This is a genomic window from Salmonella sp. SAL00672, from assembly GCF_046552175.1.
In the GTDB taxonomy this organism is placed as follows: domain Bacteria; phylum Pseudomonadota; class Gammaproteobacteria; order Enterobacterales; family Enterobacteriaceae; genus Salmonella; species Salmonella enterica.
In genome coordinates this window covers 968,374-992,864 of record NZ_JBGDUQ010000001.1, presented here as the reverse complement: position 1 = coordinate 992,864, position 24,491 = coordinate 968,374, and the positions used below count along the sequence as shown (strand labels likewise).

Sequence of the window (24,491 nt, the reverse complement as noted above, 5' to 3'; positions counted from 1 at the left end):
TGATTTATACGCTGGCTGAATATAAATTGTGGCTCCCGGCGTATTCCTCCTCCAGACGGGTCGATAAAACCGCTGCCCGCGTTAAAACTGAACGCTTTTACGTCGCGACGTCGAATGCGCCGCCAACAAATTCACCGTGGCATAGCGCCGGACTGGTATCGCGCTGCTGAAATCCCTATAATTGCCGCGTTTGGCGTTTCGGCGCCCCCCTTCCTTACATCCAGGTTAATCAGGTCGCTAAATTTATGACTGATCAGTCTCATCAGTGCGTCATTATCGGTATCGCTGGCGCATCGGCTTCCGGCAAGAGTCTTATTGCCAGTACCCTTTACCGCGAATTGCGTGAACAAGTGGGTGACGAACATATTGGCGTTATTCCCGAAGACAGTTATTACAAAGATCAAAGCCATCTGTCGATGGAAGAACGCGTAAAAACTAACTATGACCATCCGAATGCGATGGATCACAGCCTGCTATTTCAGCATCTTCAGGCGCTCAAGCGCGGTTCGGCGATTGAATTACCGGTATACAGTTATGTTGAGCATACCCGTATGCAGGAAACGGTTCGCGTAGAACCGAAGAAAGTGATTATTCTTGAAGGTATTCTGTTACTGACCGACGCGCGTTTGCGTGAAGAGATGAACTTCTCTATTTTTGTCGATACGCCGCTGGATATCTGTTTGATGCGCCGTATCAAACGCGATGTGAACGAGCGTGGTCGCTCAATGGATTCGGTGATGGCGCAATATCAGAAAACGGTGCGTCCGATGTTCCTGCAATTTATTGAGCCTTCCAAACAATATGCGGATATTATCGTGCCGCGCGGCGGTAAAAACCGCATCGCTATTGATATTCTGAAAGCGAAAATCAGCCAGTTCTTTGAATAAATCTGGCGAATTGTGTACCGTTCAGTGATAACCTGGTTAGCCCTTGATGTGCTTGATTTAAGGGCTTGATGCGCGAAAGGAGAAAGTGCCATGCGTTTATGCGACCGAGATATTGAAGCCTGGCTGGATGAAGGCCGTTTGTCTATCACCCCGCGACCTCCCGTAGAGCGCATTAACGGCGCGACGGTCGATGTACGTCTTGGCAATAAATTTCGAACCTTCCGTGGCCATACGGCGGCGTTTATCGATCTGAGCGGGCCGAAAGACGAGGTCAGCGCGGCGCTGGATCGCGTGATGAGCGATGAAATCGTTTTGCCGGACGGCGAGGCATTTTATCTGCATCCGGGCGAGTTGGCGCTGGCCGTCACCTTTGAATCCGTTACCCTGCCGCCGGATTTAGTGGGCTGGCTGGATGGTCGCTCCTCGCTGGCGCGTCTGGGATTGATGGTGCATGTGACGGCGCACCGTATCGATCCCGGCTGGTCGGGCTGCATTGTGCTTGAGTTTTACAACTCCGGGAAGCTGCCGCTGGCGTTGCGTCCGGGTATGCTCATCGGCGCGCTGAGCTTTGAGCCGCTGTCCGGCCCGGCGGCGCGGCCTTATAACCGCCGTCAGGATGCCAAATATCGCGATCAGCAGGGCGCTGTTGCCAGCCGGATTGATAAAGACTGAGCCATTCGGCGCAATACTGCCGGTCCATTGAGGGTAGCATGAGACGATTTCTGACGACGCTGATGATTCTCCTGGTCGTGCTGGTGGCCGGATTCTCTGCGTTGGTATTGTTGGTCAATCCGAATGATTTCCGCGCCTATATGGTGCAGCAGGTTGCCGCGCGTAGTGAATATCAGTTGCAACTGGACGGGCCGCTGCGTTGGCACGTATGGCCGCAACTCAGCATCCTTTCCGGGCGAATGACGCTAACGGCGCGAGGCGCCAGCGAACCGCTGGTGCGGGCTGACAATATGCGCCTGGATGTCGCTTTATGGCCGCTGTTGAGTCATCAGCTTCATGTTAAGCAGGTGATGCTGAAAGGCGGGGTGATTCAATTGACGCCGCAAACGGAAGCGGTACGCAGTGATGATGCGCCGGTCGCGCCGAAAGATAATACCTTGCCGGACGTAGCGGAAGATCGCGGCTGGTCGTTTGATATTCGTAGCCTGCGCGTTGCCGACAGCGTGCTGGTTTTCCAGCATGAAAATGATGATCAGGTCACGGTGCGCGATATTCGTCTGAATATGGAACAAGATGCCGAGCATCGCGGCACGTTTGATTTTTCGGGACGCGTGAACCGCGATCAGCGGGATCTTGCTTTATCGTTCAGCGGAACGGTGGATGCTTCCGATTATCCGCATAATTTAACCGCGGGTATTGAGCAACTGCGCTGGCAATTGCAGGGCGCGGATCTACCGGCGCAGGGGATTGAGGGGCAGGGACAATTGCAGGCGCAGTGGCAGGAGGCGCAAAAACGTCTTTCATTTAACCACTTAAATTTAACGGCGAATGACAGTTCGCTGACCGGGCATGTTCAGGTAACGCTGGCGGAGCAGCCGGAATGGCAAATTGACCTCCGGTCCAGCAAGCTTAATCTGGACAACCTGTTGCCGCATCATAGCGCCGTGGCACAGACGGGCGGCGCGGTGTCGCAGGGGCAAAATACGCTCCCCCTGACCAGGCCAGTTATCGCGTCGCGTGTTGGTGCGCCGCCTTATCAGGGGCTGCAAAGCTTTACGGCGGAGATTGTTTTACAGGCGGATTCAGTTCGCTGGCGGGGAATGGACTTTACCCAGGTTTCGACGAAGATGTCTAATCAGGCCGGATTGCTGGATATCACCGAGTTGCAGGGGAAACTGGCCGACGGAGAGATGTCGCTGCCCGGCACGCTGGACGCCCGCACCGCCAGTCCGCGCATCGAATTCCACCCTCGCCTCAACCATGTTGAGATTGGGACTATCCTGAAAGCCTTCAATTATCCGATTAGCCTGACCGGTAAGATGTCGCTGGTTGGCGATTTCTCCGGGGCGGATATTGACGCGGAGGCATTTCGCCACAGCTGGAAAGGAAAAGCGCATGTTGACATGAGCAATACGCGCCTCGAAGGAATGAATTTCCAGCAACTGGTGCAGCAGGCCGTAGAGCGAAGCGGCGGCGACGCGCAGCAGTCGCAGGAAAATATGGACAACGCGACCCGACTGGATCGCTTCACGACCGATCTGACGCTAAATAAGGGCACGCTGACACTCGACGACATGGTCGGGCAATCTTCTATGCTGGCGTTAACCGGCAGCGGAACGCTGGATCTGGTTAAGCAGAGCTGTGATACACAATTTAATCTGCGTGTGCTGGGCGGCTGGAACGGCGATAGCAACCTGATCACCTTCCTGAAAGAGACGCCGGTGCCGTTGCGCGTCTATGGCAAGTGGCAGGAGCTGAACTATACCCTGCAAGTGGATCAGTTATTGCGTAAGCATTTACAGGATGAGGCGAAGCGTCGGCTCAATGACTGGGCGGATCGCAATAAAGATACCCGCAACGGTAAAGATGTGAAGAAGCTGCTGAATAAGCTGTAGTTTTTGGCCAAAGGGCAGAGCCGGATGGCGAGGCTAACGCGCCTCCGGCCTGCCTGGTAAGCAGGCCGGGGCAGGCGAACAGACGTTACATCTCCTGGTCTGGCTCGCCGTTATGCAGCGGAATTAACTGCACTTTCTGCACTCGATGGCTTTCTACCTGCAATGTTTTCAGCAAATAATCGCCCACCTGAACCTCTTCACCGGTTTGCGGTATGCGTTGCAAATATTCCATCAATAATCCGGCAATCGTATGGTATTCCCGTTTTTCATCCAGCGGTAGCGGCACGTACTGCACCAAATCCTCCAGCGGCATATGGCCGTTTGCTGTCCAGGAACCGTCCGGGTTCTTCTGAATATCGTGGCGGGCGTCAATTTCCTCGACTTCATTCGGCAGATTACCGGCGATAGTCTCCATGACATCGCTTAATGTCACAATGCCTTCAACCGAGCCAAACTCATCTACGACAAAGGCAAAATGGGTTCTGGCGTTACGGAACTGCTCCAGCGCAGGCAGCAGCGGCAATGTTTCCGGGAAAACCAGCGGTTGGCGAATCAGCGCCCGCAGGTTGAGCGGTTCGCCGCGCAGCGATTGTTGCAACAGATCGATGACGTGGACGACGCCGAGTAAATCTTCCTGTTCATTTTCACCCGTCACGACCAGACGCGTATGCTGGTTCTTTTCCAGCAGAGCGCGGATTTCCGCTTCCGGCGCGTTGAGATCGATATGCTCGATATCGTGACGCGACGTCATGATGCTACTTACGGTGCGCTGGTTGAGATTCAGCACCCGCTCAATCATCCTGCGCTCCTGCGGATTAAAAATCTGGCTGTCGTCATGGTCTGCCAGCATCGCGGCGGTTTCCGCATCCAGTTCGGCATCCTCTTTTTTACCGCTAATCAGCCGCATCACGGCCTCCGTTGTGCGCTGGCGCAGCGTATGGTTAGCGGAAAGAAAACGGCGGCGGTTAAAAATAGCCAGTTGGTTGAGCGCCTCGATCATCACCGAGAAGCCGATAGCCGCATACAGATACCCTTTCGGAATGTGGAAACCAAACCCTTCCGCCACCAGGCTAAAGCCGATCATTAGCAGGAAGCTAAGGCACAAAATGACAATGGTGGGATGGTTGTTCACAAATCGGGTCAGTGACTTGCTGGCGAGCAGCATCAGGCTAATGGCGATTATCACGGCCGCCATCATGACCGCCAGGTGATCGACCATCCCCACGGCGGTAATCACGGAGTCGAGAGAAAAGATAGCGTCCAGCACCACGATTTGCGCGACCACCGCCCAGAATTTCGCCCCCTTACGCTGGGTAGGGTTGGCGCTATCTTTCCCTTCCAGCCGTTCGTTGAGCTCCATGGTGGCTTTAAAGAGCAGGAAGAAGCCGCCGAACAGCATAATCAGATCGCGGGCGCTGAAGCTTAACGCCTGTACGCTAAAGAGCGGCTTAGTCAAGGTGACCAGCCACGAGATTGACGCCAGCAGCAGCAGGCGCATGATCATCGCCAGTATCAGGCCGGTAATGCGCGCGCGGTCGCGCTGCCCCGGCGGTAGTTTTTCAGCGAGGATGGCAATAAAGACCAGGTTATCAATGCCGAGAACAAGTTCGATAACGATTAACGTTACCAGTCCGGCCCAGATTGACGGATCGGCAATCCATTCCATAGTAAGAGCAATACCTTCTGTAATATGACAATTGTCACAATTCGATCATGGATAATACGGCGGAAAAATGCAATGCCGCAGAGCAATTTATCTTTGTTACGCGGCTATAAAATAACTTTAAAATAGCCGTAATGTTTCTGTCGGAAACTAAATAATGTCAAGAATATATTTAGGAAATATCGCAGGCGGAGTGAAGTAAATAAATATTGTCAACATCAATAAAATCCTAAAATCATCTGTTAATTCATTTAATATTAATCTTAAAAATATAGAATGGCGGGTTTGTTACCTTGCCTGTCATTAGGTTAGCTGCAACAATTCTTGCAGGATTAAGATAGCGCTCTTAAATATCCTGTCACGACATCGAGAAAACTATTAATACGTAACCTTTATTTCGCTGAAGATTTTTATCTGAACGAGGATGAAATCGGAGGGGAATGCGAAAATTTAGAATAATCAGTGTATTGGTAGCTAAGAAGCCAGGGGCGGTAGCGTGCCTGAAAGCCTGAATATAAGCCTTTATTATTCTGTCAATAGCCTGCGGATGAATTGATTTTTTTTCAGAATGATGCCAGTTAATTTTCTCTGCCATTAACTGCAAGGTAAATGTGCACGGACGAAGCCGCTATTTAAATTGCACAGGATAATGACTCTGCCAAAGTGATAAATAATCAATGATGAAATCCAAAATGAAATTGATGCCATTATTGGCGTCGCTCAGCTTGATAAGTGGTTGCACAGTACTTCCGGGCAGCAATATGTCTACGATGGGGAAAGATGTGATCAAACAGCAAGACGCTGACTTTGATCTCGACCGGATGGTCAATGTGTATCCGCTGACGCCACGGCTGGTTGAGCAATTACGCCCGCGGCCCAATGTCGCGCAACCGAATATGTCGCTGGACCAGGAGATCGCCAGCTATCAGTATCGCGTCGGGCCTGGCGATGTGCTGAATGTCACCGTCTGGGATCACCCGGAATTGACCACGCCAGCGGGCCAGTACCGTAGCTCAAGCGATACCGGCAACTGGGTACAGCCGGACGGCACCATGTTTTATCCCTACATTGGCAAGGTTAGCGTCGTCGGTAAAACTTTGTCAGAGATTCGCAGCGATATTACCGGGCGTTTAGCGAAGTACATCGCGGACCCGCAGGTGGATGTCAATATCGCCGCTTTCCGCTCGCAAAAAGCGTACATCTCCGGCCAGGTGAATAAATCCGGTCAGCAGGCCATTACTAACGTACCGCTAACCGTCCTGGATGCGATTAACGCTGCGGGCGGCCTGACCGATATGGCGGACTGGCGCAACGTCGTGTTGACGCACAACGGCAAAGAACAGCGCATTTCGCTACAGGCGCTGATGCAAAATGGCGATCTTAGCCAGAACCGCTTGCTCTACCCTGGCGACATTCTGTATGTGCCGCGCAATGACGATCTGAAAGTCTTTGTCATGGGCGAAGTGAAAAAACAGAGCACCCTCAAAATGGATTTCAGCGGCATGACGCTCACCGAAGCATTAGGCAATGCGGAAGGCATCGATCTGACCACCTCCAACGCCAGCGGCATTTTTGTGATTCGTCCGTTGAAAGGCGAGGGGGGACGCGGCGGCAAGATCGCCAATATCTACCAGCTTGATATGTCTGACGCCACGTCATTGGTGATGGCGACGGAATTCCGACTTCAGCCTTACGATGTGGTGTACGTCACGACCGCGCCGGTTGCTCGCTGGAACCGTCTGATCAATCAGTTGCTGCCGACCATTAGCGGTGTCCGTTATATGACGGATACGGCCAGCGACATTCATTCCTGGTAATCGTTATGTTTAACAAAATCTTAGTGGTCTGTGTGGGGAATGTTTGCCGTTCCCCGACGGCAGAACGTTTGCTAAAGCGCTTTCATCCTTCGCTGACGGTAGCGTCCGCCGGGTTAGGCGCGCTGGTCGGCAAAGGCGCCGATCCTGCGGCGGCGAGCGTGGCGAGCGCCCACGATCTGTCTTTGGAAAATCACTGCGCAAGGCAAATTTCCGCGCGTCTGTGCCGGGAATATGACCTGATTCTGACGATGGAGAAACGTCACATCGCCGCCCTGTGCGACATTGCGCCGGAAATGCGCGGCAAGGTAATGCTGTTTGGTCATTGGGACAGCGAGCGTGAAATACCGGACCCGTATCGCAAAAGCCGCGATGCGTTTGAGGCGGTGTACACATTACTGGAAAGGTCTGCCCGCCAGTGGGCGCAGGCACTGAATGCAGAGCAGGGAAAACCATGACAGAAAAAGTAAAACAATCTGCGGCGGTTACGGGTAGCGATGAAATCGATATCGGGCGCCTGGTCGGAACGGTGATTGAAGCGCGTTGGTGGGTGTTGGGGACGACGGCCATATTTGCGCTGTGCGCGGTAATTTATACGTTCTTCGCCACGCCCATCTATAGCGCCGATGCGCTGGTGCAGATTGAACAAAACGCCGGTAATTCGCTGGTACAGGATATCAACAGCGCATTAGCGAATAAGCCGCCGGCTTCCGATGCGGAAATTCAGCTCATTCGATCGCGCCTGGTGCTGGGGAAGACCGTTGACGATCTGGATCTGGATATTGCCGTCACCAAAAACACCTTTCCGCTGTTTGGCGCCGGGTGGGAACGGCTGATGGGACGTCAGAATGAAATGGTGAAAGTCACGACATTCACCCGACCAGAGACGATGAGCGGACAGATCTTCACCCTCAAAGTGCTGGGCGACAAACGTTATCAGTTGGTTAGCGACGGCGGATTTAGCGCGCAGGGCGTTGTGGGCCAGCCACTCAATAAAGACGGCGTGACGATGCGGGTAGAGGCGATTGACGCCCGTCCTGATACGGAATTTACGGTGAGTAAATTCTCAACGCTTGGCATGATTAATAACCTGCAAAATAACCTCACCGTAACGGAAACCGGCAAAGATACCGGCGTTCTGAGCCTGACGTTCACGGGAGAGGATCGCGACCAGATCCGCGAAATTCTCAACAGTATTACCCGTAACTATCTGCAACAGGATATTGCGCGGAAATCTGAAGAGGCGGGGAAGAGCCTGGCGTTTCTGGCAAAACAACTGCCGGAAGTCCGCAGCCGTCTGGATGTGGCGGAAAACAAGCTAAACGCTTTCCGCCAGGATAAAGACTCGGTGGATTTACCGCTGGAGGCGAAGGCGGTGCTCGATTCGATGGTTAATATCGACGCCCAGTTGAATGAGTTGACGTTTAAAGAGGCGGAAATTTCCAAGCTCTTTACCAAAGCGCATCCGGCTTACCGCACCCTGCTGGAAAAACGTAAAGCGCTGGAAGATGAAAAAGCCAAACTGAACGGGCGGGTGACGGCAATGCCGAAAACCCAGCAGGAGATTGTGCGTTTGACCCGCGATGTGGAGTCCGGCCAGCAGGTTTATATGCAACTGCTTAATAAACAGCAGGAGCTGAAAATCACCGAAGCCAGCACCGTTGGCGACGTGCGCATCGTTGACCCGGCGATTACCCAGCCGGGCGTGCTGAAGCCGAAAAAGGCGTTGATTATTCTCGGCAGCATTATTCTGGGATTAATGTTATCGATTGTCGGCGTGCTGCTGCGCTCGCTGTTTAATCGCGGTATTGAAAGCCCGCAGGCGCTGGAGGAGCACGGAATCAGCGTCTATGCCAGTATTCCGCTGTCGGAATGGCAAAAAGCGCGCGATAGCGTCAAAACCATTAAAGGGATTAAGCGTTATAAGCAGAGCCAACTGTTGGCGGTGGGCAATCCGACCGATCTGGCGATTGAGGCGATTCGCAGCCTGCGCACCAGCCTGCATTTCGCCATGATGCAGGCGCAAAATAATGTACTCATGCTCACAGGCGTCAGCCCCTCTATCGGTAAAACCTTTGTTTGCGCCAACCTGGCGGCCGTCATCAGCCAGACGCATAAACGGGTATTACTGATCGACTGCGATATGCGCAAGGGCTACACCCATGAACTGCTCGGCACCAATAACGTGGACGGCTTATCTGACATTCTGGCGGGCAAAGGTGAGATAGCCTCCTGCGCGAAACCCACGGCGATTGCTAATTTTGATCTTATTCCGCGCGGTCAGGTGCCGCCTAATCCATCGGAACTGCTGATGAGCGAGCGCTTCGGCGAGCTGATCGCCTGGGCAAGCAGCCGCTACGACCTGGTATTAATCGACACGCCGCCGATTCTGGCCGTGACGGACGCCGCGATTGTGGGTCGCCACGCCGGGACGACGCTGATGGTGGCGCGTTATGCCGTCAACACCTTAAAAGAGGTGGAAACCAGTCTGAGCCGTTTTGACCAGAATGGCATTCAGGTCAAAGGCGTCATTCTCAACTCCATTTTCCGCCGGGCGACGGGCTACCAGGATTATGGCTATTACGAGTATGAATACCAGTCAGATTCCAAATAAAAAATAAGGCGTGCCGGATGGCGCGGCCTGAGACTGTAGGCCGGACAAGCGTAGCGCCATGCGGCAAAACTATCTGGGGAATAAGCATGACAACAGACAATCCGCTGATCTCAATTTATATGCCAACCTGGAACAGGCAGCAGTTGGCTATCCGGGCGATTAAATCAGTACTACGTCAAGACTACCGTCACTGGGAGATGATCATCGTGGATGATTGCTCCTCGTCTTATCAGCAGCTACAACAATTTGTTGAGGAGCTGAACGACCCGCGCGTTCGTTATACTCATAACGCCAGGAATACCGGCGCCTGCGCGGTTCGCAACCAGGCCATTATGCAGGCGCAAGGGCACTACATTACCGGTATTGATGATGACGATGAATGGACGCCAAACCGTCTGAGCGTGTTTCTGGCCCATAAACACCAGTTGACTACGCACGCCTTTTTGTATGCCAACGACTATGTGTGCGAGGGCGAGGTCTACTCTCAGCCTGCCAGCCTGCCGCTGTATCCGAAATCCCCTTATTCGCGCCGCTTATTCTACAAGCGCAATATTATTGGCAATCAGGTTTTTACCTGGGCCTGGCGTTTTAAAGCGTGTTTGTTCGATACCGAACTCAAGGCGGCGCAGGACTACGACATTTTTCTGCGCATGGTGGTGGAGTATGGCGAACCGTGGAAAGTCGAAGAGGCGACGCAAATTTTACATATCAACCACGGCGAGATGCAGATTACCTCTTCGCCGAAAAAGTTCTCCGGCTATTTCCATTTTTATCGTAAGCACAAAGATAAATTCGATCGCGCCAGCAAAAAATACCAGCTTTTTACCCTGTACCAAATTCGCAATAAGCGAATGACCTGGCGCACGTTGCTGACGTTGCTCTCCGTGCGTAACAGCAAACGCCTGGCGGCCGGGCTGCGGGGGCGATAACGATGTTGGAAGACTTACGCGCGAATAGCTGGAGCTTACGCCCCTGTTGCATGGTGCTGGCCTACCGTATCGCTCATTTTTGTTCCGTCTGGCGCAAAAAGAATGTGCTGAATAATCTGTGGGCCGCGCCGGTGCTGGTGCTGTATCGCGTGATCACGGAATGCCTGTTCGGGTATGAAATCCAGGCCGCCGCGACCATTGGTCGGCGGTTCACTATCCATCATGGTTACGCGGTAGTGATCAACAAACATGTCGTCGCCGGCGACGATTTTACCATTCGCCACGGCGTCACCATTGGCAATCGCGGCGCGGACAGCCTGGCTTGTCCGGTGATTGGTAACGGCGTTGAGCTGGGGGCGAATGTCATCCTGCTTGGCGATATTACTATCGGTAATCACGTCACGATTGGCGCGGGTAGCGTGGTGCTTGACAGTATTCCGGACCATGCGCTGGTGGTGGGAGAAAAAGCACGGGTGAAGGTCAGCACATGAATATTCTGCAATTTAATGTACGGCTGGCGGAAGGCGGCGCGGCGGGAGTGGCGTTGGATCTCCATCTGCGGGCGCTGCAAAAAGGGCTGACGTCGCGTTTTGTCTATGGTTATGGCAAAGGCGGAAAAAAAAGCGTCAGCCACCACCGTTATCCGCAGGTGATAAAACAGACGCCGCGCGGCACGGCAATCGCTAATATCGCGCTGTTTCGTTTCCTGAATCGCGATCTGTTTGGCAATCTCGACAATCTTTACCGCACGGTTATCCAGACATCCGGCCCGCTGGTGCTGCATTTTCATGTTCTCCACAGTTACTGGCTAAACCTGGAGGACATCGTGACGTTTTGCGAAAAAGTCAAAGCGCAAAAACCAGACGTCACGCTGGTCTGGACGTTGCACGATCACTGGAGCGTCACCGGGCGTTGCGCCTTCACCGACGGTTGCGAGGGTTGGAAAAGCGGCTGCCAAAAATGCCCGACCCTAAGCAATTATCCGCCGGTCAGGGTGGATCGGGCGCACCAGCTTATTGACGGCAAACGTCAGCGCTTTCGGGACATGCTGCGGCTGGGCTGCCAGTTTATTTCGCCGAGCCAGCACGTGGCCGAGGCCTTTAACAGCGTTTATGGCGCGGGGCGCTGCCAGATTATTAACAACGGTATCGATCTGGCGACCGAGGCGATTCTCGCGCAGCTATCACCTGTGCCGCTGAATCCGGGCAAACCGCGGATCGCCATTGTGGCGCATGACTTGCGTTATGACGGCAAAACTGACCAGCGTCTGGTACACGACATGATGGCGCTGGGCGAAAAAATTGAACTGCACACCTTCGGTAAATTTTCGCCTTTTACCGGCCAAAACGTTGTTAATCACGGTTTTGAAACCGATAAGCGCAAATTAATGAGCGCACTCAATGAGATGGATGCGCTGGTCTTTAGCTCGCGGGTCGATAACTATCCGCTGATCTTGTGTGAAGCGCTCTCGATCGGCGTACCGGTGATCGCCACCCACAGCGAGGCGGCGCAGGAGGTGCTGGCGAAATCCGGCGGCCAGACCTTTGCCGCTACAGATGTACTGCGCCTGGCGCAGCGGCGTAAGCCAGAGATTGCTCAGGCGGTATTTGGCGCCACGCTGGACGCCTTTCGTATGCGTAGCCGCGTCGCGTACAGCGGTCAACAGATGCTGGAGGAGTATGTCTCGTTCTATCAGAATCTGTAGCTATCTGCTGCTGCCGCTGATCTACCTACTGGTCAATGTCAAGATTGCCCAACTGGGGGAAAGCTTTCCCATTACCATCGTCACTTTTTTACCGCTGTTGCTGCTGTTATTTGTGGAACGCATTAGCGTAAAAAAATTAATGATCGCCTTAGGCATCGGCGCGGGGCTTACGGCATTTAACTTCCTGTTCGGCCAGTCGCTGAATGCCGGTAAATATGTCACGTCCACGATGCTGTTTGTCTATATTGTGGTCATTATCGGGATGGTCTGGAGTATCCGATTCAAAACCATTTCCGCGCATAACCACCGAAAGATTTTGCGTTTTTTTTATCTGGTGGTGGGTATAGTGGTCGCGCTCGCCGCGGTTGAGATGGCGCAAATTATCCTTACTGGCGGCAGCAGTATTATGGAAGGAATTTCGAAATATCTCATTTACAGTAATAGCTACGTACTGAACTTCATAAAATTTGGCGGTAAGCGTACCACTGCGCTTTATTTTGAACCGGCATTTTTCGCTTTGGCACTAATCTCAATTTGGCTGAGCATCAAACAGTTTGGTATCAAAACACCGAAAAGCGATGCTATGATTCTGGCAGGGATAATATTATCAGGATCATTTTCAGGGGTAATGACCTTTATCCTGTTTTACCTTCTGGAGTGGGCGTTCCAATATTTGAATAAGGATGCGATAAAGAAAAAACTTCCACTGGCGCTGGTCTCATTAACCCTGTTTTTGGTTGGGGTAATTATTGCATTTCCTTATATCGCGACACGACTTGGCGATTTAGGGACGGAAGGCTCATCTTCTTATTATCGTATTGTGGGCCCCTTAGTCATGGTCGGATATTCCTTGACCCATATTGATGGTGTAGTCAGATTTGGCTCACTTTATGAATATGTCGCATCATTCGGAATCTTTAACGGTGCGGATGTCGGGAAAACCATAGACAATGGATTGTATCTACTGATTATTTATTTTTCCTGGTTCGCAGTGCTAATGACGCTGTGGTATATGGGGAAAGTTTTAAAAATGGCGCTAAATGCGTTTGGCGATAATCGTAATTTTCGGGTGCAGCTCTATCTTTTTACGCCGGTGTCGCTGTTTTTTACCGGTTCAATATTTAGCCCGGAATATGCTTTTTTAATCGTCTGTCCGTTCATTTTGCGCAAGGCGTTAAAAATTTCATAACGGGGTGGTTGCATGTTTTTAAGCGTCGTTACCGTCGCCTTTCGCAATTACGAAGGGGTGGTAAAAACCTGGCGCTCGCTGCGCAATCTGGCGCGCGATCCGGGCCTGTCATTTGAATGGATCGTAGTGGATGGCGGTTCGGAGGACGGCACGCGCGAATTTCTGCAAAAACGTCACGGTGAGTTTAACCTGCGTTTTATCAGTGAAAAGGATCACGGTATTTATGATGCCATGAACAAAGGCATTGCCTTGGCGCAGGGGCGCTATACCCTGTTTCTTAATTCCGGTGATGCGTTCCATGATGATGCCGCGCTGTTTGTCCGCCAACTGGCGCGACAAAAGGGCGAGGCGATGTATATTGGCGACGCGCTGCTGGATTTTGGCGGCGGGCATAAAATACGCCGGAAGGCTAAACCCGGGTATTATATCTACCATAGTTTGCCAGCCAGCCATCAGGCGATATTTTTCCCGACGGCAGCGTTAAAAAAGTATCCTTATGATCTGCAATATCATGTCTCTTCAGATTATGCGCTGGCGGCCCGTCTCTATAAAGCAGGCTATCCTTTTCGGCGAATTAACGGACTGGTATCTGAATTTTCAATGGGCGGCGTGTCAACCTCGAATAATCTGGAATTATGTCAGGATGCAAAAAACGTACAGCGAAAAATATTACGTGTGCCAGGATTTTGGGCGCAATTATCCTATTTATTACGTCTGAAAACGACGGGTAAAACAAAAGCGCGGTATAACAAAGTCTAATCACCGGGAGTTATTATGCAGGATCTTAGCGGCTTTACGGTGCCGAAGGGGTTCCGCGGCGCTAATGCGCTAAAAGTACAATTATGGTGGGCGGTACAGGCGACATTATTCGCCGGGTCGCCGCAAATATTGTATCGCTGGCGAGCCTTTTTGCTGCGTCTGTTTGGCGCCAAAATTGGAAAGAATGTGGTTATTCGACCGTCAGTAAAAATTACCTATCCGTGGAAATTAACCGTCGGCGATTATGCCTGGGTAGGCGACGACGCTGTGTTATATACGTTGGGTGAAATTAATATTGGCGCACATGCGGTCATTTCACAAAAAGGGTATTTGTGCACCGGTAGCCATGATTATACCAGCGCCCATTTCGATATTAACGCCGCGCCGATTGTTATTGGCGAAAAATGTTGGCTGGCGACCGATGTTTTTGTCGCGCCCGGCGTGACGATAGGTCATGGCACCGTCGTCGGCGCGCGCAGCAGCGTATTTAAATCATTACCGGCAAATGCGATTTGTCGGGGCAATCCCGCAGTGGTAACGCGCCAGCGCGTTCAGAAAGTTACTCCCTAACGGGACTATTTGAGGAAATGAAAATGTCAAAAGTCGCTCTCATTACTGGCGTAACCGGACAGGATGGGTCTTACCTGGCAGAATTTCTGCTGGAAAAAGGGTATGAGGTGCATGGTATCAAGCGCCGCGCGTCATCGTTTAATACCGAGCGCGTGGACCATATTTATCAGGATCCGCACAGCTGCAACCCGAAATTTCATCTGCATTATGGCGACCTGACCGACGCCTCCAACCTGACCCGCATTTTACAGGAAGTGCAGCCGGATGAGGTCTACAACCTGGGCGCGATGAGCCATGTGGCGGTGTCGTTTGAGTCGCCGGAATATACCGCCGATGTGGATGCGATGGGCACGCTGCGCCTGCTGGAGGCGATTCGCTTCCTCGGTCTTGAAAAGAAAACGCGGTTCTACCAGGCCTCCACCTCTGAACTGTACGGTCTGGTGCAGGAGATCCCGCAGAAAGAGACCACGCCGTTTTACCCGCGTTCCCCCTATGCGGTGGCGAAACTGTACGCCTACTGGATCACCGTCAACTACCGTGAATCCTACGGTATTTACGCCTGTAACGGCATTCTGTTTAACCATGAGTCCCCGCGTCGCGGCGAAACCTTCGTCACCCGTAAGATCACCCGCGCCATCGCCAATATCGCCCAGGGGCTGGAGTCCTGCCTGTATCTCGGCAATATGGACTCGCTGCGCGACTGGGGCCATGCGAAAGATTACGTGCGGATGCAGTGGATGATGTTACAGCAGGAGCAGCCGGAAGATTTCGTGATTGCCACCGGCGTGCAGTATTCCGTACGCCAGTTTGTGGAGCTGGCGGCGGCGCAACTGGGGATAAAACTGCGCTTTGAAGGCGAAGGCATTAATGAGAAAGGGATCGTGGTATCCGTTACCGGACACGATGCGCCGGGCGTGAAACCGGGGGATGTGATTGTGGCCGTTGATCCGCGTTATTTCCGTCCGGCGGAAGTGGAAACCCTGCTGGGCGACCCGTCCAAAGCGCATGAGAAACTGGGCTGGAAACCGGAAATCACCCTGTCGGAGATGGTCTCCGAGATGGTGGCGAACGATCTGGAGGCCGCGAAAAAACACTCACTGCTGAAATCTCACGGTTACGAGGTGGCCATCGCGCTGGAGTCCTGAGAATGAATAAGCAACGAATTTTTGTGGCGGGCCATCGCGGGATGGTGGGTTCCGCCATTGTACGGCAGCTTGCGCAGCGCGGCGACGTGGAACTGGTACTTCGCACCCGCGATGAGCTGGATCTGCTCGACGGGCGTGCGGTACAGGCGTTCTTTGCCGGGGCGGGTATCGACCAGGTTTATCTGGCGGCGGCGAAAGTGGGCGGCATTGTCGCCAACAACACGTATCCGGCGGATTTTATTTATGAAAACATGATGATAGAGAGCAACATTATTCACGCCGCGCACCTGCACAACGTGAACAAACTGCTGTTTCTCGGTTCGTCCTGTATCTATCCGAAACTGGCAAGGCAGCCGATGGCGGAAAGCGAGCTGCTGCAGGGGACGCTGGAGCCGACCAACGAGCCGTATGCCATCGCCAAGATCGCCGGGATTAAACTGTGCGAGTCCTACAACCGCCAGTACGGTCGCGACTACCGTTCGGTGATGCCGACCAACCTGTACGGCCCGCATGACAATTTCCATCCGGACAATTCACATGTGATCCCGGCGCTGCTGCGCCGCTTTCATGAGGCTTCGCAGAGCCACGCGCCGGAGGTGGTGGTGTGGGGCAGCGGCACGCCGATGCGCGAATTTCTGCATGTTGACGATATGGCGGCGGCCAGTATTCACGTGATGGAGCTGGCGCGCGAAGTGTGGCAGGAGAACACCGCCCCGATGCTGTCGCACATTAACGTCGGCACTGGCGTGGACTGCACCATCAGCGAGCTGGCGCAGACCATCGCAAAGGTGGTGGGTTACCAGGGCCGGGTGGTGTTCGACGCCGCGAAGCCGGACGGCACGCCGCGTAAATTGCTCGACGTCACGCGCCTGCATCAGCTTGGCTGGTATCACGAAATTTCACTGGAGGCAGGGCTTGCCGGTACTTACCAGTGGTTCCTTGAGAATCAGCAACGGTTCCGGGGGTGACAATGTTTTTACGTCAGGAAGATTTCGCCGCCGTGGTGCGGGCCACGCCCCTCATCTCCCTCGATTTCATTGTGGAAAACGGCCAGGGGGAAATTTTACTGGGCCAGCGTCTCAACCGTCCGGCGCAGGGCTACTGGTTTGTGCCGGGGGGACGGGTGCGCAAAGACGAAACGCTGGAGGCCGCCTTTGCACGCCTGACGCAGGCGGAACTGGGCGTGCGTCTGCCGCTGGCGGCAGGGACGTTTTATGGCGTCTGGCAGCACTTCTATGACGACAACTTTTCCGGTGAGGATTTTTCAACTCACTACATCGTGCTCGGCTTTCGTCTGCGCGTGGCGGAGAGCGATTTACTCCTGCCTGACGCGCAGCATGGCAGTTACCGCTGGCTGACGCCGGAACAGCTTCTGGCAAGCGACAATGTTCATGAGAACAGTCGGGCCTACTTCTCTTCTGACGCGCCGGCGGTGGGCCTATGAAGATCCTGGTCTATGGCATTAACTATTCGCCGGAACTGACCGGTATCGGCAAATATACCGGCGAAATGGTGGCGTGGATGGCGCGGGAAGGCCATGAGGTGCGGGTCATTACTGCGCCGCCGTACTACCCGCAGTGGAAGGTCGGCGAGCGCTATTCCGCCTGGCGCTATCGCCGGGAAGAGGGCGAGGCTACCGTCTGGCGCTGCCCGCTGTATGTGCCGAAACAGCCCTCCACCTTAAAACGACTGCTTCATCTGGGGAGCTTTGCATTGAGCAGTTTTTTCCCACTGATGGCGCAGCGTCGCTGGAAGCCGGATCGGATTATCGGCGTTGTACCGACGCTCTTTTGTACGCCGGGAATGCGCCTGCTGGCGACACTCTCCGGCGCGCGTACCGTACTGCATATTCAGGATTACGAAGTGGACGCCATGCTCGGCTTAGGAATGGCGGGAAAAGGCAAGCGCGGCAGCGTAGCGCGGTTAGCGACGGCCTTTGAACGCAGCGCGCTGCGTAACGTTGATAATGTTTCGACCATCTCTCGCTCCATGATGAATAAAGCGCGGGAAAAGGGCGTCGCGGCGGAAAAAATCCTCTTTTTTCCGAACTGGTCGGAAGTGGCGCGCTTTCAGGACGTTAATGACGCTGACGTGACGGCTTTGCGTCAGCAGCTTGGCTTGCCAGAGGGCAAAAAAATTGTGCTCTATTCCGGCAATATCGGCGAAAAGCAAGGGCTGGAAAAGGTAATTGACGTCGCGGAACGATTACGCGATCGACCGTTGATTTTTGCGATTGTCGGCCAGGGGGGCGGCAAGGCGCGGCTGGAGAACATGGCCCGCGAACGCGGCCTGCCAAATATTAAATTCCTCCCGCTGCAGCCTTACGACGCCTTACCCGCGCTGCTGAAAATGGGCGACTGCCATCTGGTGGTGCAAAAGCGCGGCGCAGCGGATGCGGTACTGCCCTCCAAGCTGACTAACATTCTGGCGGTCGGCGGTAATGCGGTGATTACCGCTGAGCCGCACACCGAATTAGGACAACTTTGCGCGCGCTATCCGGGCATCGCCGTTTGCGTGGAACCGGAGTCGACCGACGCGCTGGTCAACGGGATTAGCCAGGCGCTCGCCATGCCGAAAAACAACACGACGGCACGTGAATACGCCGAACGCACGCTCAATAAAGAGAACGTGCTACGCCAATTTATTGCAGATATTCGGGGATGATAATGCGTCAGACAAAACTTTACCCGGTTGTGATGGCCGGTGGCTCCGGTAGCCGATTGTGGCCGCTTTCTCGCGTGCTTTATCCAAAACAGTTTCTGTGCCTGAAAGGCGATCTCACCATGCTGCAAACCACCATTTGCCGTCTGAACGGCGTGGAGTGCGAAAGCCCGGTGGTGATCTGTAACGAACAGCACCGTTTTATCGTTGCCGAACAGCTCCGCCAGCTCAATAAGCTGACGGAGAACATTATTCTTGAGCCCGCCGGGCGCAATACCGCGCCGGCGATTGCGCTGGCGGCGCTGGCGGCGACGCGCCAGCATACGGACTGCGATCCGCTGATGCTGGTACTGGCGGCGGATCATGCGATCGCCAATGAAGAGGCCTTCCGCGACGCGGTGCGCGGCGCCATGCCCTATGCCGACGCGGGCAAACTGGTGACCTTCGGTATCGTGCCGGATCTGCCGGAAACCGGCTATGGCTATATCCGGCGTGGTGATGTCGTGCCGGGCGCGACGGATGCGGTGGCTTTTGAGGTGGCGCAGTTCGTTGAGAAGCCGGGGCTGGAAACCGCTCAGGCCTACGTCGCCAGCGGCGATTACTACTGGAACAGCGGCATGTTTCTGTTCCGTGCCGGACGCTATCTGGAAGAGCTGAAAAAGTTCCGCCCCGATATTCTGGCCGCCTGTGAACAGGCGATGCGCGGCGTCGATCCGGATCTTGACTTCATTCGTGTGGATGAAGAGGCCTTCCTCGCCTGTCCGGAAGAGTCCATTGACTACGCGGTGATGGAGCGGACGGCGGACGCGGTGGTGATGCCAATGGACGCGGGCTGGAGCGATGTCGGCTCGTGGTCCTCGCTGTGGGAAATCAGCGCCCACACCCCGGAGGGAAATGTCCACCACGGCGACGTCATCAGCCATAAAACGGAAAACAGCTACGTTTACGCCGAATCCGGCCTGGTGACCACCGTCGGTGTGAAGGATCTGGTGGTGGTGCAGACCAAAGACGCCGTGCTGATTGCCGATCGCCACGCGGTGCAGGACGTGAAAAAGGTGGTGGAGAAGATCAAGGCCGACGGACGCCATGAGCACCACATGCACCGCGAGGTTTACCGTCCGTGGGGCAAATACGACTCCATCGACGCGGGCGAGCGCTATCAGGTGAAGCGCATTACCGTCAAGCCGGGGGAAGGACTGTCGGTGCAGATGCACCATCACCGCGCCGAGCACTGGGTGGTGGTGGCGGGGACCGCCAGAGTCACCATCAACGGCGAGGTTAAGCTGCTCGGTGAAAACGAGTCCATCTATATTCCGCTGGGGGCGACCCACTGCCTGGAAAATCCGGGAAAAATACCGCTCGATTTAATTGAAGTGCGTTCCGGCTCGTATCTCGAAGAGGACGACGTGGTGCGGTTCGAGGACCGTTACGGGCGGGTCTGACGCCTGCAATTATGCCCGGTAAGCGCAACGCGCCATCCGGCAATGAATAACAATAACGATGCTGGCCATTTACGGTCAGGGCTAACTGTTGCCTGAAGAAAGGTAAGAACATGACAAAATTAACCTGTTTCAAGGCCTACGATATTCGCGGCAGGCTGGGCGAAGAGCTCAATGAAGATATCGCGTGGCGGATTGGCCGCGCTTACGGCGAATATTTAAAACCGAAAACCATCGTGCTGGGCGGCGACGTGCGCCTGACCAGCGAGGCGCTGAAGCTGGCGCTGGCGAAAGGGTTACAGGACGCGGGCGTCGACGTGCTGGATATCGGTATGTCCGGCACCGAAGAGATTTACTTCGCCACCTTCCACCTCGGCGTGGACGGCGGTATTGAAGTGACCGCCAGCCATAATCCGATGGACTACAACGGTATGAAGCTGGTGCGCGAGGGCGCCCGCCCGATAAGCGGCGACACCGGTCTGCGCGACGTTCAGCGTCTGGCGGAAGCGGGCGACTTCCCGCCGGTGAACGAGGCCGCGCGCGGCAGCTACAGACAAATCAGCCTGCGCGACGCCTACATCGGCCACCTGCTCGGCTATATCAGCGTTAAAAATCTCACCCCGCTGAAGCTGGTGTTTAACGCCGGCAATGGGGCGGCGGGGCCGGTCATTGACGCCATCGAAGTACGCCTGAAGGCGCTGGGCGCGCCGGTGGAGTTCATCAAAATCCACAACACCCCGGACGGCACCTTCCCGAACGGCATTCCCAACCCGTTGCTGCCGGAGTGTCGCGACGACACCCGCAAGGCCGTTATTGAACACGGGGCGGACATGGGCATCGCCTTTGACGGCGACTTCGACCGCTGCTTCCTGTTCGATGAGAAAGGGCAGTTTATCGAGGGGTACTACATCGTCGGGCTGCTGGCGGAAGCGTTTCTGGAAAAACACCCGGGGGCGAAGATTATCCACGACCCGCGCCTGACCTGGAACACGGAGGCAGTGGTGACGGCGGCGGGCGGGACGCCGGTGATGTCAAAAACCGGACATGCCTTTATCAAGGAGCGGATGCGTACGGAGGATGCCATTTATGGCGGGGAAATGAGCGCGCATCACTATTTTCGTGATTTTGCCTACTGCGACAGCGGGATGATCCCGTGGCTGCTGGTGGCGGAGCTGGTGTGCCTGAAGGGGCAGTCGCTGGGTGAGCTGGTCCGCGACCGGATGGCGGCGTTCCCGGCGAGCGGGGAAATCAACAGCAGGCTGGCGGAGCCGGCGGCGGCCATGGCGCGGGTGGAAGCGCACTTCGCGGAAGAGGCGCAGGCAGTGGACCGCACGGACGGTCTCAGCATGTCGTTCGCCAACTGGCGTTTCAACCTGCGCTCGTCAAACACCGAACCGGTGGTGCGCCTGAATGTGGAATCACGCGGCGATATTCCGCTGATGGAAGCGCGAACACGCACTCTGCTGGCGCTGCTGAATCAGTAACGTCAGATCTCCCCTTACCGCCTGCGGGTAAGGGGCCAATCACAGGAACAACGATGACAAATCTAAAAAAGCGCGAACGAGCCAAAACCAATGCATCGTTAATCTCTATGGTGCAACGCTTTTCAGATATCACCATCATGTTTGGCGGGCTGTGGTTCATCTGTGAAGTCAGTGGACTGCCATTCCTGTACATGCACCTGTTGGTGGCGCTGATTACGCTGGTTGTTTTTCAAATGCTGGGCGGGATGACCGATTTTTATCGCTCCTGGCGCGGCGTCAAAATGTCGACAGAGTTAACGCTGTTACTGCAAAACTGGACGCTGAGCCTGATCTTCAGCGCCGGTCTGGTGGCGTTTAATGATGACTTTGACAACCGCCTCGCCACCTGGCTGGCCTGGTATGCGCTGTCCAGCCTGGGCTTAGTGTTATGCCGTTCATTTATTCGTTTCGGCGCGGGCTGGCTACGCAATCGTGGTTATAACACTCGCCGGGTCGCCGTCGCCGGGGATTTGCCTGCGGGCCAGGCGTTGCTGGATAGCTTCCGTAATGAGCCGTGGCTGGGTTTTGAGGTGGTGGGCGTCTATCACGATCCCAAACCGGGCGGCGTCTCTGCTGACTGGGCCGGGAACTTCGAGCAGTTAATTGACGATGCGAAAGCCTCGCGAATTCACAATGTTTATATCGCCATGTCAATGAGCGACGGCGCCATGGTGAAAAAACTGGTGCGCGAGCTGGCCGACACCACCTGCTCGGTGATCCTTATTCCCGATGTGTTCACCTTTAATATTCTCCACTCGCGCGTGGAGGAGATGAGCGGCGTTCCGGTCGTTCCGCTATATGACACGCCGCTGTCAGGGATTAACCGTCTGCTTAAACGGGCAGAAGATATCGTGCTGGCGTCGCTGATTCTGCTGCTCATCTCACCGGTACTGTGCTGCATTGCGCTGGCGGTCAAATTGAGCTCGCCCGGGCCGGTGATTTTCCGTCAGACGCGCTACGGGATGGACGGCAAGCCGATCAAAGTCTGGAAGTTCCGCTCAATGAAGGTGATGGAGAACGATAAGGTCGTTACCCAGGCGACGCAAAACGATCCGCGCGTCACCCGGGTAGGTAACTTTTTGCGTCGTACCTCGCTGGATGAATTGCCGCAGTTTATCAACGTATTAACCGGCGGGATGTCCATCGTCGGTCCTCGCCCGCACGCGGTGGCGCATAACGAACAGTATCGTCAGTTGATTGAAGGTTACATGCTACGCCACAAGATGAAGCCGGGCATCACCGGCTGGGCGCAAATTAATGGCTGGCGCGGTGAGACCGATACGCTGGAGAAAATGGAAAAACGCGTGGAATTCGACCTGGAATACATCCGCGAATGGAGTATTTGGTTCGATATCAAAATCGTTTTTCTGACGATTTTTAAAGGGTTTGTTAATAAAGCGGCGTATTAAGAACCTGACCCACAAGGCTATTTTACTTGCCATATTGAACCAGGGCAGCGTGTACGCTCCGGTTTTTCCGCGCTGTCCGTATTCAATCTGGCTGCGCCAATGATGCCTTGTGAACAGGTTCTGGAGAAAAGAATGAGTTTACGACAAAAAACGATCAGCGGCGCTAAATGGTCGGCTATCGCCACGATAGTGATTATCGGTCTGGGGTTAATTCAGATGACGGTGCTGGCGCGGATCATCGACAACCACCAGTTTGGCCTGTTGACCGTCTCGCTGGTGATTATCGCGCTGGCCGACACGATCTCGGACTTTGGCATCGCGAACTCGATTATCCAGCGTAAAACGATTGGGCATCTGGAGCTGACCACGCTTTACTGGCTAAACGTTGGGCTTGGGATTGTGGTATTTGCGGTGGTCTTTTGGCTGAGCGATGCGATTGCCCATGTTTTGCATAATCCGGATCTTGCGCCGTTAATCAAAACGTTGTCGCTGGCGTTTATCGTGATCCCTCACGGGCAGCAGTTCCGCGCGCTGATGCAAAAAGAGCTGGAGTTCAATAAGATCGGCATGATCGAAACGACCTCCGTGCTGGCGGGGTTCACCTTTACGGTGATTAGCGCCCATTACTGGCCGCTGGCGTTAACCGCGATTCTCGGCTATCTGGTGAACAGCGCGGTGCGGACGCTGCTGTTTGGTTACTTTGGCCGCAAGATTTACCGTCCGGGGCTGCATTTTTCGCTGGCATCGGTGTCCACGAACCTGCGTTTTGGCGCGTGGCTGACGGCGGACAGTATCGTCAATTACATCAACACGAATTTATCGACGCTGGTACTGGCGAGAATTCTCGGCGCAAGCGTCGCCGGGGGATATAACCTCGCGTACAACGTGGCGGTTGTGCCGCCGGCGAAACTTAACCCCATCATTACTCGCGTGCTATTTCCGGCATTCGCCAAAATCCAGGACGATACCGAGAAGCTGCGCGTCAACTTCTATAAGTTGCTTTCCGTGGTGGGAATTATCAATTTTCCCGCGCTGTTGGGCCTGATGGTAGTGGCGAACAATTTTGTGCCGTTAGTGTTTGGCGAGAAGTGGAACAGCATTATCCCGATCCTGCAATTGCTGTGCGTGGTGGGGCTGCTGCGCTCGGTCGGCAACCCGATTGGTTCGCTGCTGATGGCGAAAGCGCGCGTGGATATCAGCTTTAAGTTCAACGTCTTTAAAACGTTTCTGTTTATCCCGGCAATTCTCATTGGCGGCCATCTGGCGGGGGCGATTGGCGTGACGCTGGGGTTCCTGGTGGTACAAATCATCAACACCATTCTGAGCTATTTCGTGATGATTAAGCCGGTACTCGGCTCCAGCTATCGTCAGTATATTCTCAGCCTGTGGCTACCGTTTTATCTCTCATTGCCAACATTTATTACCAGCTACGGCGCAGGAAAGCTGGTCGACGGTTATTTACCGTTGTCGGGGGTATTCGCACTACAGGTTATGGTCGGTATTTTGAGTTTTATTTTAATGATTATTTTTTCACGCAATGCGCTGGTGATGGAAATTAAAAATCAGCTTGTTGGCAGTGCAAAACTGAAAAAGTTATTACGTGTCGGATGACGGGGA

The 24,491-nt window shown here is 54.3% G+C and carries 21 protein-coding genes; 20 read left to right on the top strand and 1 reads right to left on the bottom strand.

The genetic code is table 11. The features are described from left to right. Positions 1-245 precede the first annotated feature (245 nt). The 3 genes from udk (at position 246) to asmA (ending at position 3,454) form a co-directional block, all read left to right on the top strand. Positions 246-887, top strand: a complete 642-nt coding sequence (gene udk, locus ACLJTG_RS05185; protein ID WP_000132082.1) for a uridine kinase — start codon at positions 246-248, stop codon at positions 885-887. Between the two features lie 90 nt (positions 888-977). Then, entirely contained in the window at positions 978-1,559 is a 582-nt protein-coding gene (gene dcd, locus ACLJTG_RS05180) for a dCTP deaminase (RefSeq protein ID WP_001234783.1), read from the top strand. Between the two features lie 38 nt (positions 1,560-1,597). Continuing rightward, positions 1,598-3,454, top strand: a complete 1,857-nt coding sequence (gene asmA, locus ACLJTG_RS05175) for an outer membrane assembly protein AsmA (RefSeq protein WP_021294058.1) — start codon at positions 1,598-1,600, stop codon at positions 3,452-3,454. Positions 3,455-3,539: 85 nt separating this feature from the next. Here asmA and ACLJTG_RS05170 read toward each other — a convergent pair whose 3' ends face one another. After that, on the bottom strand, positions 3,540-5,120 hold the full coding sequence (locus ACLJTG_RS05170; RefSeq protein WP_000454713.1) for a TerC family protein: 1,581 nt from the start codon (positions 5,118-5,120) through the stop codon (positions 3,540-3,542). Positions 5,121-5,794: 674 nt separating this feature from the next. On the opposite strand from ACLJTG_RS05170, the gene ACLJTG_RS05165 reads away from it, so the two are divergent. From ACLJTG_RS05165 to wzxC, 17 genes are all read left to right on the top strand, one after another. Continuing rightward, positions 5,795-6,934 (top strand): polysaccharide export protein, encoded by a 1,140-nt coding sequence (locus tag ACLJTG_RS05165; RefSeq protein ID WP_000978077.1) that lies wholly within the window; start codon positions 5,795-5,797, stop codon positions 6,932-6,934. 5 nt (positions 6,935-6,939) lie between these two features. Then, on the top strand, positions 6,940-7,389 hold the full coding sequence (wzb, locus tag ACLJTG_RS05160; RefSeq protein ID WP_000482224.1) for a low molecular weight protein-tyrosine-phosphatase Wzb: 450 nt from the start codon (positions 6,940-6,942) through the stop codon (positions 7,387-7,389). Further along, positions 7,386-9,545 (top strand): tyrosine-protein kinase Wzc, encoded by a 2,160-nt coding sequence (gene wzc, locus ACLJTG_RS05155; protein WP_020437420.1) that lies wholly within the window; start codon positions 7,386-7,388, stop codon positions 9,543-9,545. Before wzb ends, wzc begins: the two co-directional genes overlap by 4 nt. 86 nt (positions 9,546-9,631) lie before the next feature. Next, the gene (wcaA, locus tag ACLJTG_RS05150; RefSeq protein WP_000205695.1) at positions 9,632-10,474 is read left to right on the top strand and encodes a colanic acid biosynthesis glycosyltransferase WcaA; all 843 of its coding nucleotides are present in this window, start codon (positions 9,632-9,634) and stop codon (positions 10,472-10,474) included. A 2-nt stretch (positions 10,475-10,476) separates the two neighbouring features. Then, on the top strand, positions 10,477-10,965 hold the full coding sequence (gene wcaB, locus ACLJTG_RS05145; protein WP_000888725.1) for a colanic acid biosynthesis acetyltransferase WcaB: 489 nt from the start codon (positions 10,477-10,479) through the stop codon (positions 10,963-10,965). Continuing rightward, positions 10,962-12,179 (top strand): colanic acid biosynthesis glycosyltransferase WcaC, encoded by a 1,218-nt coding sequence (gene wcaC, locus ACLJTG_RS05140; RefSeq protein ID WP_020437419.1) that lies wholly within the window; start codon positions 10,962-10,964, stop codon positions 12,177-12,179. Before wcaB ends, wcaC begins: the two co-directional genes overlap by 4 nt. Further along, positions 12,154-13,368 (top strand): colanic acid polymerase WcaD, encoded by a 1,215-nt coding sequence (wcaD, locus tag ACLJTG_RS05135; protein ID WP_000091392.1) that lies wholly within the window; start codon positions 12,154-12,156, stop codon positions 13,366-13,368. The genes wcaC and wcaD overlap by 26 nt, the downstream gene beginning before the upstream one ends. 12 nt (positions 13,369-13,380) lie before the next feature. Continuing rightward, positions 13,381-14,127 carry a colanic acid biosynthesis glycosyltransferase WcaE gene (gene wcaE, locus ACLJTG_RS05130; RefSeq protein ID WP_000480128.1) on the top strand — a complete coding sequence of 249 codons (747 nt, stop codon included), beginning with the start codon at positions 13,381-13,383 and terminating at the stop codon, positions 14,125-14,127. A gap of 15 nt (positions 14,128-14,142) precedes the next feature. Further along, positions 14,143-14,697, top strand: a complete 555-nt coding sequence (gene wcaF / locus ACLJTG_RS05125; RefSeq protein ID WP_001153603.1) for a colanic acid biosynthesis acetyltransferase WcaF — start codon at positions 14,143-14,145, stop codon at positions 14,695-14,697. Positions 14,698-14,720: 23 nt separating this feature from the next. Further along, positions 14,721-15,842, top strand: coding sequence for a GDP-mannose 4,6-dehydratase (gene gmd, locus ACLJTG_RS05120; protein ID WP_000048160.1), 1,122 nt, complete (start codon positions 14,721-14,723; stop codon positions 15,840-15,842). 2 nt (positions 15,843-15,844) lie between these two features. Then, positions 15,845-16,810 carry a GDP-L-fucose synthase family protein gene (locus ACLJTG_RS05115; protein WP_079823364.1) on the top strand — a complete coding sequence of 322 codons (966 nt, stop codon included), beginning with the start codon at positions 15,845-15,847 and terminating at the stop codon, positions 16,808-16,810. A 2-nt stretch (positions 16,811-16,812) separates the two neighbouring features. Then, entirely contained in the window at positions 16,813-17,286 is a 474-nt protein-coding gene (locus ACLJTG_RS05110; protein ID WP_079951309.1) for a GDP-mannose mannosyl hydrolase, read from the top strand. After that, positions 17,283-18,506 carry a colanic acid biosynthesis fucosyltransferase WcaI gene (gene wcaI / locus ACLJTG_RS05105; protein WP_079951308.1) on the top strand — a complete coding sequence of 408 codons (1,224 nt, stop codon included), beginning with the start codon at positions 17,283-17,285 and terminating at the stop codon, positions 18,504-18,506. Before ACLJTG_RS05110 ends, wcaI begins: the two co-directional genes overlap by 4 nt. Continuing rightward, positions 18,503-19,945 carry a mannose-1-phosphate guanyltransferase gene (cpsB, locus tag ACLJTG_RS05100; protein WP_000605946.1) on the top strand — a complete coding sequence of 481 codons (1,443 nt, stop codon included), beginning with the start codon at positions 18,503-18,505 and terminating at the stop codon, positions 19,943-19,945. The genes wcaI and cpsB overlap by 4 nt, the downstream gene beginning before the upstream one ends. Positions 19,946-20,055: 110 nt before the next feature. Beyond that, positions 20,056-21,426 (top strand): colanic acid biosynthesis phosphomannomutase CpsG, encoded by a 1,371-nt coding sequence (cpsG, locus tag ACLJTG_RS05095; RefSeq protein ID WP_114043198.1) that lies wholly within the window; start codon positions 20,056-20,058, stop codon positions 21,424-21,426. 53 nt (positions 21,427-21,479) lie between these two features. Continuing rightward, a complete protein-coding gene (wcaJ, locus tag ACLJTG_RS05090; RefSeq protein WP_000183163.1) occupies positions 21,480-22,874 on the top strand; it encodes an undecaprenyl-phosphate glucose phosphotransferase in 1,395 nt (464 codons plus the stop codon). Between the two features lie 132 nt (positions 22,875-23,006). Next, the gene (gene wzxC / locus ACLJTG_RS05085) at positions 23,007-24,485 is read left to right on the top strand and encodes a colanic acid undecaprenyl disphosphate flippase WzxC (RefSeq protein WP_000058681.1); all 1,479 of its coding nucleotides are present in this window, start codon (positions 23,007-23,009) and stop codon (positions 24,483-24,485) included. The last annotated feature ends 6 nt before the right edge of the window (positions 24,486-24,491 follow it).

What these genes read in the sequence shown, in the direction of transcription:
- udk (WP_000132082.1), top strand. Translation starts at nt 246, where the DNA reads ATGACTGATCAGTCTCATCAGTGCGTCATTATCGGTATCGCTGGCGCA.
- dcd (WP_001234783.1), top strand. Translation starts at nt 978, where the DNA reads ATGCGTTTATGCGACCGAGATATTGAAGCCTGGCTGGATGAAGGCCGT.
- asmA (WP_021294058.1), top strand. Translation starts at nt 1,598, where the DNA reads ATGAGACGATTTCTGACGACGCTGATGATTCTCCTGGTCGTGCTGGTG.
- ACLJTG_RS05170 (WP_000454713.1), bottom strand. Translation starts at nt 5,120, where the DNA reads ATGGAATGGATTGCCGATCCGTCAATCTGGGCCGGACTGGTAACGTTA.
- ACLJTG_RS05165 (WP_000978077.1), top strand. Translation starts at nt 5,795, where the DNA reads ATGATGAAATCCAAAATGAAATTGATGCCATTATTGGCGTCGCTCAGC.
- wzb (WP_000482224.1), top strand. Translation starts at nt 6,940, where the DNA reads ATGTTTAACAAAATCTTAGTGGTCTGTGTGGGGAATGTTTGCCGTTCC.
- wzc (WP_020437420.1), top strand. Translation starts at nt 7,386, where the DNA reads ATGACAGAAAAAGTAAAACAATCTGCGGCGGTTACGGGTAGCGATGAA.
- wcaA (WP_000205695.1), top strand. Translation starts at nt 9,632, where the DNA reads ATGACAACAGACAATCCGCTGATCTCAATTTATATGCCAACCTGGAAC.
- wcaB (WP_000888725.1), top strand. Translation starts at nt 10,477, where the DNA reads ATGTTGGAAGACTTACGCGCGAATAGCTGGAGCTTACGCCCCTGTTGC.
- wcaC (WP_020437419.1), top strand. Translation starts at nt 10,962, where the DNA reads ATGAATATTCTGCAATTTAATGTACGGCTGGCGGAAGGCGGCGCGGCG.
- wcaD (WP_000091392.1), top strand. Translation starts at nt 12,154, where the DNA reads ATGTCTCGTTCTATCAGAATCTGTAGCTATCTGCTGCTGCCGCTGATC.
- wcaE (WP_000480128.1), top strand. Translation starts at nt 13,381, where the DNA reads ATGTTTTTAAGCGTCGTTACCGTCGCCTTTCGCAATTACGAAGGGGTG.
- wcaF (WP_001153603.1), top strand. Translation starts at nt 14,143, where the DNA reads ATGCAGGATCTTAGCGGCTTTACGGTGCCGAAGGGGTTCCGCGGCGCT.
- gmd (WP_000048160.1), top strand. Translation starts at nt 14,721, where the DNA reads ATGTCAAAAGTCGCTCTCATTACTGGCGTAACCGGACAGGATGGGTCT.
- ACLJTG_RS05115 (WP_079823364.1), top strand. Translation starts at nt 15,845, where the DNA reads ATGAATAAGCAACGAATTTTTGTGGCGGGCCATCGCGGGATGGTGGGT.
- ACLJTG_RS05110 (WP_079951309.1), top strand. Translation starts at nt 16,813, where the DNA reads ATGTTTTTACGTCAGGAAGATTTCGCCGCCGTGGTGCGGGCCACGCCC.
- wcaI (WP_079951308.1), top strand. Translation starts at nt 17,283, where the DNA reads ATGAAGATCCTGGTCTATGGCATTAACTATTCGCCGGAACTGACCGGT.
- cpsB (WP_000605946.1), top strand. Translation starts at nt 18,503, where the DNA reads ATGATAATGCGTCAGACAAAACTTTACCCGGTTGTGATGGCCGGTGGC.
- cpsG (WP_114043198.1), top strand. Translation starts at nt 20,056, where the DNA reads ATGACAAAATTAACCTGTTTCAAGGCCTACGATATTCGCGGCAGGCTG.
- wcaJ (WP_000183163.1), top strand. Translation starts at nt 21,480, where the DNA reads ATGACAAATCTAAAAAAGCGCGAACGAGCCAAAACCAATGCATCGTTA.
- wzxC (WP_000058681.1), top strand. Translation starts at nt 23,007, where the DNA reads ATGAGTTTACGACAAAAAACGATCAGCGGCGCTAAATGGTCGGCTATC.